The 12,243-nt window shown below is 71.8% G+C and carries 9 protein-coding genes; 5 read left to right on the forward strand and 4 right to left on the reverse strand.

Going from position 1 to position 12,243, the window contains the following annotated elements; all coding sequences use genetic code 11:
* The first annotated feature begins 200 nt into the window (after positions 1 to 200).
* Positions 201 to 3,536: a S8 family serine peptidase gene (locus tag ACTFAP_RS08245; RefSeq protein ID WP_500468627.1), complete on the forward strand. Its 3,336-nt coding sequence runs from the start codon at positions 201 to 203 to the stop codon at positions 3,534 to 3,536.
* 143 nt (positions 3,537 to 3,679) lie between these two features.
* Positions 3,680 to 6,259, forward strand: a complete 2,580-nt coding sequence (gene pepN / locus ACTFAP_RS08250) for an aminopeptidase N (RefSeq protein ID WP_500468629.1) — start codon at positions 3,680 to 3,682, stop codon at positions 6,257 to 6,259.
* Positions 6,260 to 6,373: 114 nt separating this feature from the next.
* Here the strand turns inward: pepN and ACTFAP_RS08255 are convergent, their stop codons facing one another.
* Positions 6,374 to 7,819: an amidase gene (locus tag ACTFAP_RS08255; RefSeq protein WP_500468631.1), complete on the reverse strand. Its 1,446-nt coding sequence runs from the start codon at positions 7,817 to 7,819 to the stop codon at positions 6,374 to 6,376.
* Positions 7,820 to 7,947: 128 nt separating this feature from the next.
* Here ACTFAP_RS08255 and ACTFAP_RS08260 point away from each other — a divergent pair, with 128 nt between their 5' ends.
* Positions 7,948 to 8,607 (forward strand): TetR/AcrR family transcriptional regulator, encoded by a 660-nt coding sequence (locus tag ACTFAP_RS08260; protein WP_500468632.1) that lies wholly within the window; start codon positions 7,948 to 7,950, stop codon positions 8,605 to 8,607.
* A gap of 239 nt (positions 8,608 to 8,846) precedes the next feature.
* On the opposite strand, the gene ACTFAP_RS08265 is transcribed toward ACTFAP_RS08260, so the two are convergent.
* From ACTFAP_RS08265 to ACTFAP_RS08275, 3 genes are all read right to left on the reverse strand, one after another.
* A complete protein-coding gene (locus tag ACTFAP_RS08265; RefSeq protein WP_390116991.1) occupies positions 8,847 to 9,032 on the reverse strand; it encodes a hypothetical protein in 186 nt (61 codons plus the stop codon).
* 151 nt (positions 9,033 to 9,183) lie between these two features.
* Positions 9,184 to 9,462 (reverse strand): hypothetical protein, encoded by a 279-nt coding sequence (locus tag ACTFAP_RS08270; protein WP_234389877.1) that lies wholly within the window; start codon positions 9,460 to 9,462, stop codon positions 9,184 to 9,186.
* A gap of 153 nt (positions 9,463 to 9,615) precedes the next feature.
* Positions 9,616 to 10,155, reverse strand: coding sequence for an HNH endonuclease (locus tag ACTFAP_RS08275; protein WP_030725505.1), 540 nt, complete (start codon positions 10,153 to 10,155; stop codon positions 9,616 to 9,618).
* A gap of 98 nt (positions 10,156 to 10,253) precedes the next feature.
* On the opposite strand from ACTFAP_RS08275, the gene ACTFAP_RS08280 reads away from it, so the two are divergent.
* Positions 10,254 to 11,273 carry a mechanosensitive ion channel family protein gene (locus tag ACTFAP_RS08280; protein WP_500468634.1) on the forward strand — a complete coding sequence of 340 codons (1,020 nt, stop codon included), beginning with the start codon at positions 10,254 to 10,256 and terminating at the stop codon, positions 11,271 to 11,273.
* A gap of 31 nt (positions 11,274 to 11,304) precedes the next feature.
* On the forward strand, positions 11,305 to 12,210 hold the full coding sequence (locus ACTFAP_RS08285; RefSeq protein ID WP_030725502.1) for an NADP-dependent oxidoreductase: 906 nt from the start codon (positions 11,305 to 11,307) through the stop codon (positions 12,208 to 12,210).
* The last annotated feature ends 33 nt before the right edge of the window (positions 12,211 to 12,243 follow it).

The raw sequence follows: 12,243 nt of genomic DNA on the forward strand, positions 1-12,243 counted from the left end.
CTGGGCCGTTGCGGGCGTTCCCATTTTTTGGGGGCTTTACGACCCTTTTGCGGCGATCCTCGCGCGTAGATACCCCGGGCACGATTTCTTCAATCGTCCATGACAGGAATGCGACAACTATCTTGTAAAGCCATTACATCAAGTGATCATTTACGTATGATGACCGGTCATCCGGTTCCGGAATCCGAACAAGGATGCCCATGTCTCATACTTCTCCCCTGTTTCCCCCTGCCACCGGCAGGAGACGCTCGGCACGGACCGCCCGGGTGGCGCTCGCCGCCGGGCTGGTGAGCGCGCTGGCCGTCACGGGTGCGCTGCCCGCCTTCGCCGCCGAGAGCGACGCGCTCACCCGTTCGGCCGCGGACAAGCCGATCGACGACAAGTTCGGCACCCATGACGCGACGCTGCTCGCCGAGGCCAAGGCCGCCGGCGAGCCGCACGTCACCCTGATGATCGCCACCGAGCCCGGCCAGACCGACGAGGTCAGCGACGCGCTCGACGCCGTCCGGGGTGCCTCCGTCGGCTACACCCTCGACGAGATCGGCTACGTCCGCGCCACCGTGCGCACCGGCGCCGCCGACGAGGCCATCGACGAGGCGCGGGCGCTGTCCTCCGTGTACGCGATCGACCTCAACGAGGAGATCCAGGTACCGGACCCGCTGCCCGACACGGAGCTGGGCCGCGGCCACGGCTCCGGCGGCAACGGAACGTCCTACCCGGCTCCCGACGCCACCACCAAGGCCGCCAACCCGTACCAGCCCTCGCACGAGACGGGCGCCGTCGACTTCGTCAAGCAGAACAAGAAGTACGACGGCCGCGGCATCACCATCGGCATCCTGGACACCGGCGTCGACCTCGCCCACCCCTCCCTCCAGGAGACCACGACCGGCGAGCGCAAGGTCACCGACTGGGTCACCGCCACCGACCCGATCATCGACAGCGACGGCTCCTGGCGCCCGATGACCACCGCGGTCTCCGGCGAGACCTTCAGCTACAACGGCCGCGACTACAAGGCCCCGGCCGGCGACTACTACGTCTCGATCTTCCGGGAGAACATCGCCGCCGGTGAGCTGGGCGGCGACGTCAACCGCGACGGCCGCACCGACGGCGCCTGGGCCGTGCTGTACGACCCGGCGGCCGGCACCGTGCGCGTGGACCTGAACGACGACGGCGACTTCACCGACGAAGCCGAGATGAAGCCGTACCGCGAGAACCACGACATCGGCTACTTCGGCACCGACAACCCGGACACCGAGATCGCCGAGTCCGTCCCGTTCGTGGTGGAGATCCGCGAGGACGTCCCCATGGACCCCTACGGCGGTGACTGGATCGGCGAGACCCGCGACTTCGTCAACATCGGCATCGTCTCCGGGCGGCACGGCACCCACGTCGCCGGTATCACCGCCGCCAACAGCCTGTTCGGCGGCAAGATGGACGGCGCCGCCCCCGGCGCGCAGGTCGTCTCCTCGCGCGCCTGCCGGTTCGGCGGCGGCTGCACCGCCACCGCCATGTTCGAGGGCATGATCGACCTCGTCGTCAACCGCGACGTGGACCTCGTCAATGTCTCCATCGGCGGTCTGCCCGCGCTCAACGACGGCAACAACGCCCGTGCCCGCGTGTACAGCGAGCTGATCGACACCTACGACGTCCAGCTGTTCATCTCGGCCGGCAACGACGGCCCGGGTGTCAACACCGTCTCCGACCCCTCGGTCGCCGAGAAGGTCGTCAGCGTCGGCGCCGCCATCTCCAAGGAGACCTGGGCCGCCAACTACGGCTCCGGGGTGACCAAGAAGTACGCCATGCTGCCGTTCTCCTCCGCGGGACCGCGCGCGGACGGCGGCTTCAAGCCCACCATCACCGGGCCCGGCGCCTCCATCAACACCATCCCGACCTGGCAGCCCGGCGCACCGGTCGCCGAGGCCGGCTACGACCTGCCGCCCGGCTACGGCATGCTCCAGGGCACCTCGATGTCCTCCCCGCAGGTGGCGGGCTCGGCGGCGCTGCTGCTGTCCGGTGCCAAGCAGCGCGGCATCGAGCTGTCGGCCGCCGACCTGCGCACCGCGCTGACCTCCTCGGCCGACCCCATCTCCGGGGTGCAGGCGCACGAGCAGGGCGCGGGCCTGGTGGACACCGTCGCCGCGTGGAAGCTCATCACCAAGGGCGCCACCGCGCACGAGTACACCGTCAAGGCGCCGGTGAGCAGTGATCTCGCCGAGTTCCTGGCCACCCCTGGCTTCGGCACCGGCGTGTACGACCGCGAGACCGCCCCCAAGGTCGGCGAGCGCAAGACGTACGACATCACCCTGACCCGTACCAGCGGGCCGAACCGCAACGTCCAGCACAAGCTGACCCTGGACAACAACCACGACAAGACCTTCTCGCTGGTCGGCAACAGCTCCGTCTCGCTGCCGCTCAACAAGCCGGTCACCGTCAAGGTGCAGGCCAAGCCGCGCTCGGCCGGGGCGCACAGCGTGCTGCTGGGCGTGGACGACCGCTCCACCAAGGGCGTGGACCTCCAGGTCCTGAGCACCATCCTGGTGACCGAGCAGCTCGCCGGGCCCTCCTACGCGGTGACCACGTCCTCGACGGTGCAGCGCAACGCCAGCACCTCGTACTTCATCAAGGTCCCCGAGGGCACCAAGAGCCTCGAGGTCAAGCTGGACGGCCTGACCGACGGCAGCCAGACCCGGTGGATCGCCATCACCCCGTGGGGCACGCTGGCGGACAACTCCTCCACCGTCAACTGCTACCCCAACTACACCAACCCCTCGAACACCTGCCGCCCCGATCTGCGGTCCTACGAGAACCCGACCCCGGGCGTGTGGGAGATCGAGGTCGAGGCCCGGCGCACCTCGCCGCACCTCGACAACCCGTACACGATGACCGCGACCGCCCTGGGCACCGTCTTCGAGCCCGGCACGGTCACCGTCGAGGAGGCCACCGTCGGCACCCCGCTCCCGGTGAGCTGGGAGGTCAGCAACACGCTGGCGCCGATCGAGGGCTCCCTGTCCGCCGGTGACCTGGGCTCGGTGGTGACCGACCGGCCCACCATCGAGACCGGCGCGTACCAGACCAGCACGGTCGAACTGGCCGCCGGCGTCACCCGCTTCGAGGCCGTCATCGGCGGCACCTCGGACCCGGCCGCCGACCTGGACCTGTACGTGTACCGGGACGGCACGCTGGTCGGCCAGTCGGCCTCCGGCGGCTCCGAGGAGAGCGTGGTCCTGACCAACCCGGCGGCCGGCACGTACACCGTCGAGGTGCACGCGTACGCCATCCCGTCCGGGTCCACCGCCTACGACTACCGCGACGCCTACCTCTCCCCCGAGCTGGGCACGGTCGCCGTGGACGAGGAGCAGGTCGTCTCGCTGGCCAGCGGCGCGAGCGCGGAGATCGACGCCGAGGTGACCGTCATCTCGGCCGCCGGTGACGCCTCCGCCGGGCGCGAGTTCTTCGGCGAGGTGAAGCTGCTGAACGCCGCCGGAACGGTGACGGGCAGCGGCGGGATCATCATCGAGAAGGTGAGCGGCTCCTGACCTCACCCTGACCCCCACGCGGGGACGGTGAACGGCACCGGGGCGGGCGCGGCACAGGTCGCGCACCGCCCCGGTGTGCGTGGCCCGTGGAAGGATGACCGGACGGAGTACAGGAGTACCCACGTGTACGTGAAGGAGAACTGGTGCCTGGCACGAATCTGACCCGAGAAGAGGCCCAGGAGCGGGCCCGGCTGCTGAGCGTGGAGACCTACACCATCGCGCTCGATCTCTCCGGTGCCCAGGAGGGCGGCACCTTCCGCTCCGAGACGACCGTGCACTTCACGGCGCGCGAGGCCGGGGCGAGCTTCATCGATCTGGTGGCCCCCTCGGTCAGCCATGTGGCGCTCAACGGGGAGGTGCTGCCGGCCTCGGACGTCTTCGCCGACTCCCGGATCGTGCTGCCGCACGTGGCGGAGGGCCACAACGAGCTGGTGGTGATCGCCGACTGCGCGTACACCAACTCGGGCGAGGGTCTGCACCGGTTCGTGGACCCGGTGGACGAGCAGGCGTACCTGTATACGCAGTTCGAGGTGCCGGACGCGCGGCGGGTGTTCGCCTGCTTCGAACAGCCCGACCTGAAGGCGTCGTTCCAGTTCACCGTGCGGGCGCCCGAGGGCTGGACGGTCATCTCGAACGCGCCCACCCCGCAGCCCGCCGACAGCGTGTGGCGGTTCGAGCCGACCCCGCGCATCTCCAGCTACATCACGGCGCTGATCGTGGGCCCGTACCACTCGGTGCACAGCAGCTGGGAGGGGCCCGAGGGGCGTTCGGTGCCGCTGGGCCTGTACTGCCGGCCCTCGCTGGCCGAACACCTCGACGCCGAGGCGATCTTCGCCGTGACCCGGCAGGGCTTCGACTGGTTCGAGGAGAAGTTCGACCACCCCTACCCGTTCGCCAAGTACGACCAGCTGTTCGTCCCGGAGTTCAACGCCGGCGCCATGGAGAACGCGGGCGCGGTCACCATCCGCGACCAGTACGTCTTCCGCTCCAAGGTGACCGACGCCGCCTACGAGATGCGGGCCGAGACGATCCTGCACGAGCTGGCCCACATGTGGTTCGGCGACCTCGTGACCATGGAGTGGTGGAACGACCTGTGGCTGAACGAGTCGTTCGCCACCTACACCTCGATCGCCTGCCAGGCGCACGCGCCGGGCAGCCGCTGGCCGCACGCCTGGACCAGCTTCGCCAACTCCATGAAGACCTGGGCGTACCGGCAGGACCAGCTGCCCTCCACCCACCCGATCATGGCCGAGATCCGTGACCTGGACGACGTCCTGGTCAACTTCGACGGCATCACGTACGCCAAGGGCGCGTCCGTCCTCAAGCAGCTGGTGGCGTACGTCGGCATGGACGCGTTCTTCGCGGGCGTGCAGGCGTACTTCAAGCGGCACGCGTGGGGCAACACCCGCCTCACCGATCTGCTGAGCGCGCTGGAGGAGACCAGCGGCCGGGACCTGGGCGCCTGGTCCAAGGCCTGGCTCCAGACGGCCGGCATCAACGTGCTGCGTCCGGAGTTCACGGTGGACGGGGACGGCGCGATCACCTCGTTCGCGGTACGGCAGGAGGCCCCGGCGCTGCCGCCCGGCGCCACCGGCGAACCGACGCTGCGCCCGCACCGGATCGCCATCGGTCTGTACGAGCTGACGGACGGCGCGCTGGTGCGGCGCGACCGGATCGAGCTGGACGTCGACGGAGAACTGACGGACGTCCCACAGCTGGTGGGGCAGATGCGTCCGGCGGTCGTGCTGCTCAACGACGACGACCTGTCGTACGCCAAGGTGCGTCTTGACCCGGAGTCGCTGGCCGTGGTGCAGCGGCACCTGGGCGACTTCACCGAGTCGCTGCCGCGCGCGCTGAGCTGGGCCTCGGCGTGGGACATGACCCGCGACGGCGAACTGGCCACCCGCGACTACCTGGCGCTGGTGCTCTCGGGCATCGGCAAGGAGACGGACATCGGCGTGGTGCAGTCCCTGCACCGCCAGGTGTCCATGGCGCTCGACTTCTACGCCGACCCGGAGTGGCGCGAGAGCGGACTGCTGCGCTGGAGCGAGGCCGCCGAGCGGCACCTGGCGGAGGCGGCGCCCGGCAGCGACCACCAGCTGGCGTGGGCGCGGGCGCTGACCTCGGTGGCCCGTACGGACGGGCAACTGGCGCTGATCGCCGGGCTGCTGGACGGCTCGCGGAGCGTGGAGGGGCTGGCCGTGGACACGGAGCTGCGTTGGTCGCTGCTCCAGCGGCTGGCGGCCACCGGGCGCGCGGACGAGAAGGAGATCGCGGCCGAGCTGGAGCGCGACCGCACCTCGGCGGGCGAGCGGCACGCGGCGTACGCGCGGGCGGCCCGGCCGACGCGGGAGGCGAAGGCCGAGGCGTGGGCGCTGGTGGTGGAGAGCGACAAGCTGCCCAACGCCATGCAGGAGGCCGTCATCGGCGGCTTCGTCCAGGCGGACCAGCGCGAGCTGCTGGCCTCGTACACGCCGGAGTACTTCGCGGTGCTCAAGAGCGTGTGGGACTCCCGCAGCCATGAGATGGCGCAGCAGATCGCGGTCGGTCTGTACCCGGGCATCCAGGTGAGCGGGGCGACGCTGACGGAGACGGACGCGTGGCTGGAGGCGGCGAAGCCGTCGCCGGCGCTGCGGCGTCTGGTGACGGAGTCCCGCGCGGGTGTGGAGCGCGCGCTGAATGCCCAGCTCGCCGACAAGGCGGCGGCCGAGGCGCAGGCGTAGCGGGACGGCGGCACAACGGGGCCACGGCCCACGGTGACGGGGGCGCAGGACCGAGCGGTCCGGCGCCCCCGTCCGTACGAGCGGGGTGCGCGTTCGCCGTACGGACCCGACCCGCTACCGCCCGGGAGGCGCGCCGGCCGGGCCGCCCGCTCGCGGGTCGACGGGGGTGAGCACCCCGAGCCGGTCTTCGATGGCCTGGGCCGCGTCCAGGCACAGGTCCTCCCGGAAGGCGCGCCCGGCGATCTGCACCCCGCAGGGCAGGCCGTCGGCCAGCCCGGTCGGTACGGCGACGGCGGGGACGCCCACGAAGCTGGTCGCGGAGCACAGGCGCATGGCCGACCCGACCCGGTCCCGCCCCGCCCGGTCGCGCGATTCGATCCCGGGCTCCACCGGTGGCTCGGTGAAGACCGGGCCGAGCAGCAGCGGGTAGGTGTCGAGGAACTCCGCCCAGGAGCGGCGGACGGTCATCCAGGTGCTCATCAGCGTCATGAACTCCGCCGCGTCCGCGGGCGGGGTCTGTTCCATGGCCATCGCGAGGTAGCGGTCCCCGCCGTCGCCGAGCAGCCCGCGCACCGCCGGCCAGGACGGCGCGAACTCCGTCACGACGATCCGGCCGTACGCCTCCAGAGCCTCCTCCAGCCGGGGCACGTCCGGCACCTCGCGCACGTCGTACCCGGCGTCGCGGAGCGCGTCGGCGGCGGTCGCGACGGCCGCGCGGATCGCGGGGTGGACGCCGTGCCCGCCGGGGTCCGTCACGACCGCGACCTTCACGGGCCCGGGCAGCGGTGCGCCGTAGGCGGGGACCGGCACGGCGCGCGGGTCCCGCGGGTCGGTGCCCGCCAGCGTCTCGTACGCCAGCCGCAGATCGCCCACGGTACGGGCCAGCGGGCCGTCGGTGACCAGGATCTGGGACGCCGGGCCCGGGTCGGCCGGGCCCAGCACCCGGTGGTCGGCGGGGAAGCGTCCCGTGGACGGCTTGAGTCCGGCCACCCCGCAGAACTGCGCGGGGATGCGCACCGATCCACCGGAGTCGTTGCCGAGCCCCAGCGCGGCCATGCCCGTGGCGACGGCCACCGCGTCGCCCCCGCTGGAGCCGCCGGGGGTGCGGCCGCTGTCCCACGGGTTGACCGTGTCGCCGAACAGTTCGCTGCGGGTGTGCATCCCGGCCATGATCAGGGTGGGGATGTTGCTGTGCCCGATGGGGATCGCTCCGGCCGCGCGCAGCCGCGCCACCGGCGGCGCGTCGGCCGCCGCCACCAGGTCGCGGAAGCGCGCGGTGCCGAACGTGGTCGGTACGCCTTCGACGGGCGTGCTCTCCTTCACCGTGAAGGGGACGCCGGCCAGCGGCCCCAGCGTCTCACCGGCGGCCCGGCGGCGGTCGACGTGTGCCGCGGCCTCGCGTGCGCGCTCCGCCATGAGCTGCGTGACCGCGTTCACCCGCGGGTTGACCTCGGCGATGCGATCGAGGTGACTGTCCACCAGTTCGGCGGCTGAGATCTCCGCGCCGCGCACCGCCTCCGCCTGCGCGGCGGCCGGCATCCTCCACAGGGCGTCCCGCATGACCGCTCACCTTTCCCGTCCTCGTACCAATGCGCTTGCATCGGAACGGTACCCCGGAAACCGATGCGAGCGCATCGAATAAACTGTGCCGTGCACCGGGACACGAGGAGCAGGGGAGACGAGCCGAGATGCCCAGGCAGGTGGACCACGCGGGCCGACGCCGCCTCATCGCCGAGGCCGTGTGCCGGCTCGCCGACGAACGCGGACTGGAGGGCGTGACCCTGCGCGATGTCGCCGCCCGCGCGCAGGTGTCGATGGGCGCGGTGCAGCGCTGCTTCCGCACCAAGGAAGAGATGCTGGTGTTCACCCTGGAACAGATCGGCGAACGGATCGGCGAACGCGTCCGGGCCCGGCTCGTCGAGAGCCCGGCCCAGTCGGCGGGCACGGCCCTGGGGCACGCGGCCACCGAGGTCTCCCTGCTGCGCGAGGAGCACCGCGCCGAGGCCAGGGTCTGGCTCGCCTTCGTCGCACAGGCGGCGGTCAGCGAGCCGCTCGCCAGAACGCTCACAGCGAACTACGCGGACCTCCAGGAGGCGTTCACCCGCCTCATCGCGGAGGCCGTCGAGGGCACCGAGGGCGCTGGGGGCACCGACCACGCCGTGTCCCTCGATCCGCGGCGCGAGGCCCGTACGCTGCTCGCCCTCGCGGACGGCCTCACCGCGCACGTCCTCATCGGTCACCTCAGTGCGCCGGAGGCGCACGAGGTCCTCGACGCGCATCTGGCCGGACTGTGGGAGCGACCGGCCCGGGCGCCGCACCACCCGAACGGCTCCCCCGGCACCCGCTGATCCGCCCGGCCCGTACCGCACGCGACCGGGGCCGGGCGAGGCCCGCACACCCCGCCGGTGCCGGATCCGGGCATGCGAAAACGCGGGCCCCGGGTACGGGGCCCGCGAACAACACGCATGGGTCGCGAGGGCCAGGCCGCAACCTTGGCAGACCTCGCGGTGCGCGCAGCGCCGTTCGCCTCATGCCCCCGACCGGGCGCGCCCCGTTCCGGAGCGCGCCGCCGCGCGGGCGGCGGCGATCAGCTCTGCTGCTTGGCGGGCTTCTTCTTCTCGCCCAGAATGACCAGACCGGCGATCACCACGAACAGGACGATCGGGGCCGCCACGAACAGGCCGAGGGTCTCGATGACGCTCAGGCCGGAGCCCGGGTCGTCGCCGTCCTCGCGCGTCAGGGCCTGGGCGGCCGGGGACGTCATGAGCAGCATCAGCAGCGTGCCGGCCGTGAGGGCTCCTGCGCGCAGGCCGCGCTGGCTCAGTCGCTTCTGCCCACGGGCGTTCTTGTTCGCGTTGACCACGCCCCCCACAGTAACGAACCCCTTCCGCGGCCTTTCCCACGCCCCCGCCGTTTCGTACGGATCAGTGCGGGGTGGCCCCGGTCGGCTCGGAGGTCAGCGGCAGCTCGGCGGCGGCCAGCGGCTGCTCCGAGGTGAGCGGCGCGATGTCCCAGGGGGCCGGCTCGCTGGTGAGCGGCGGGTCGAGGGCACGGGCCGCCGCGTCGGGGTCGGTGAGCTCCGACAGGTCGAGCTCGCCGGTCTCGTCCCAGGGCATGGCCGGCAGCTCGTCGTACGGCACTGCGGGCTCGCCGATGAGGGCGGGCGGATGGGGGGCGACGGCGGGTTTACTGGGTGCGGCCACGGGCCTCACTCCGTTCACGGGCGGTAACGCGGACTTCGGTGCCCTCGTTGCCCTACCCAGTCAACGCCACCCCATCCGTCCTCGCGACCGCAATTACGGGAAAGCGATCGATATCACCCACGGTCGGCGAAAAGATTTACGGCGCTGCTCTCCTCAGGCGGAGGTCCGTCCCTCGATTCTGGCCAGCGCGTCGTCCGCGCCGTACGGCTGGAGGTACGGCAGCCACCGCGGATCGCGGTGGCCGGTGCCGATGATGCGCCAGGCGAGCCCGGAGGGCGGCCCCGGCTTGTGCCGCAGCCGCCAGCCCAGCTCGGCGACCTGCCGGTCGGCCTTGATGTGGTTGCAGCTGCGGCAGGCGGCGACGACGTTTTCCCAGGCGTGCGCGCCGCCCCGGCTGCGCGGGATCACATGGTCGACGCTGGTGGCCACGGCCCCGCAGTACGCGCACCGGCCGCCGTCGCGGGCGAACAGCGCCCGCCGCGTGAGCGGCACGGAACCCCGGTAGGGAACCCGGACGAAGCGTTTGAGCCGTACCACGCTGGGTGCCGGTATGGCATGGGTGGCGCTGCGCATCAGGACGTCCGAGTCCTCCAGACTCACCGCCTTGTCGTTCAGCAGCAGAATGAGCGCGCGGCGGATGGGGACGACGCCGAGCGGTTCGTACGAAGCATTGAGAACCAGGACCTGCGGCACGGATGCCCTCCAGTTCCGTCGGCGGCGCGTGGCTCGCGCCGGGACGATCTCCCACAGTGTGTCCCGGCCGTGGGGGAAAGCGCCACCACGAACAGGGAATGCACCGATGGTGTCATTCGCCACACCTGCCCCGTATTGCTCATACTTCTCCCCCTCCCCCGAGCCACAACGGGGCCGGTGGGGGCCCCTCCCCCGATTACGGTGGACGGGTGAGCAGGGAGAACTGGGAAGCCTGGCTGGGCACGGGCCTGCGCGTCGCGCTGATCGTGGTGATCGCCCTCGTGCTGCGCGCCGTTGTGCGCCGGTCCATCAGCCGGCTCATCAAGCGCATGCACCGCGACGACAAGCGCCGCACCGGCGGCCGGAGCGGCGGCTCGCTGCTGGCCAGCCCCGAACGGCGGATCCAGCGCGCCGCCGCCATCGGCTCCGTGCTGCGCAGCGCCGCCTCCGTCCTGGTGCTGGGCACCGCCGCGCTGATGATCCTGTCCCAGCTGGAGATCGAGCTGGGCCCGCTGATCGCCAGCGCCGGCTTCCTCGGCGTGGCGATCGGCTTCGGCGCGCGCAACCTGGTCACCGACGTGCTGAGCGGGATGTTCATGCTGCTGGAGGACCAGTACGGGGTCGGGGACCGGATCGACGCGGGCGAGGCGACCGGGACCGTGGTGGAGATAGGGCTGCGGGTCACCACCCTGCGCGGCGAGAACGGCGAGCTGTGGTACGTGCGCAACGGCGAGATCAAGCGCGTCGCCAACCTCAGCCAGGGCTGGGCCACCGCCCAGCTCGACATCGAGGTCCGCGCGGACGCCGACTACGAGCAGGTGCGCAAGCTCATCACCGGCGCCGGCGAGGAACTGCGGACGGCCGGCACCCCCTGGGACGAACTGGTGTGGGAGCCCCTGGAGGTCCTGGGTCTGGAGTCGGTGACGCTGGACTCCATGGTGGTGAAGGTGCGGGCCCGCACCATGCCCGGCAAGGCCGTGACCGTGGAACGGGAACTGCGGCGCCGCATCAAGCAGACGCTGGACGAGGCCGGGATCGCGCAGGTGGACGCGGCCGGCGTGACGCTGGAGAAGCTTCGAGCTGCGCCGGGCGCGACGCTCCGTAACACTGAGGGGTGAGGAGCGAAGCGACCTGGGAGGCGATCTCACGATGCGCGCACTGACCTACACGGATTACGGCGACCCTTCGGTGCTGCGGGTGACCGAACAGCCGGAGCCGCACGCGGGGCCCGGCCAGGTCCGGATCGCGGTGCGCGCGGCGGCGGTGAACCCCATCGACTGGAAGATCCGGCGCGGCCTCTTCGACGAGACCTCTCCGCTCGCCTTCCCCGCCATCCCGGGCACGGACGCGGCCGGTGTGGTCGACGAGGTCGGCTCCGGGGTGGCCGGGGTGTCGGTCGGTGACGAGGTCTTCGGCTCCGGGCAGAGCGCCTCCGCCCAGTACGCGGTGCTCGACCACTACACGGTGAAGCCGGCCGAGCTGACCTGGGAGCAGGCGTCCGGGCTGCCGGTGACCTCGGAGACCGCGATGCGCGCGCTGCGCCTGCTGGGGGTGACGACGGGGCAGACGCTGCTGATCGAGGGCGCGGCCGGCGGAGTGGGCAGCGCGGCGGCGCAGTTCGCGGTGGCCAACGGCATCACCGTGATCGGCACGGCGAGCGACCGCAACCAGGACTACCTGCGCTCGCTGGGGGTGCTGCCGACGACGTACGGGGCGGGCCTGCGGGAGCGGGTGGCCCAGCTGGCGCCGCAGGGAGTGGACGCGGTGTTCGACACCGCGGGTTCCGGCTCGCTGCCCGAGCTGATCGAGATCGCGGGCGATCCCGGCCGGGTGGTGAGCATCGCGGACTTCTCCGCGCCGCAGCACGGGGCGCGGGTCACCTCGGCGATGTCGGACGAACCGGCGTACGACGCACTGCCGCAGGCCGCCGATCTGGCCCGGGAGGGCCGGTTCACGGTGGCGATCGACTCGGAGTATCCGCTGGACGCGGGCGCGAAGGCGCACGAGCGCAGCGAGGGCGGCCACGTGCGCGGAAAGATCGTGCTCACCGTCTAGTCGATCACCCCGGGCGGGCCACACAATGGCGCG

This window comes from Streptomyces sp. PH9007, from assembly GCF_059813725.1.

What these genes read in the sequence shown, in the direction of transcription:
- ACTFAP_RS08245 (WP_500468627.1), top strand. Translation starts at nt 201, where the DNA reads ATGTCTCATACTTCTCCCCTGTTTCCCCCTGCCACCGGCAGGAGACGC.
- ACTFAP_RS08255 (WP_500468631.1), bottom strand. Translation starts at nt 7,819, where the DNA reads ATGCGGGACGCCCTGTGGAGGATGCCGGCCGCCGCGCAGGCGGAGGCG.
- ACTFAP_RS08260 (WP_500468632.1), top strand. Translation starts at nt 7,948, where the DNA reads ATGCCCAGGCAGGTGGACCACGCGGGCCGACGCCGCCTCATCGCCGAG.
- ACTFAP_RS08265 (WP_390116991.1), bottom strand. Translation starts at nt 9,032, where the DNA reads ATGCTGCTCATGACGTCCCCGGCCGCCCAGGCCCTGACGCGCGAGGAC.
- ACTFAP_RS08280 (WP_500468634.1), top strand. Translation starts at nt 10,254, where the DNA reads ATGCACCGATGGTGTCATTCGCCACACCTGCCCCGTATTGCTCATACT.
- ACTFAP_RS08285 (WP_030725502.1), top strand. Translation starts at nt 11,305, where the DNA reads ATGCGCGCACTGACCTACACGGATTACGGCGACCCTTCGGTGCTGCGG.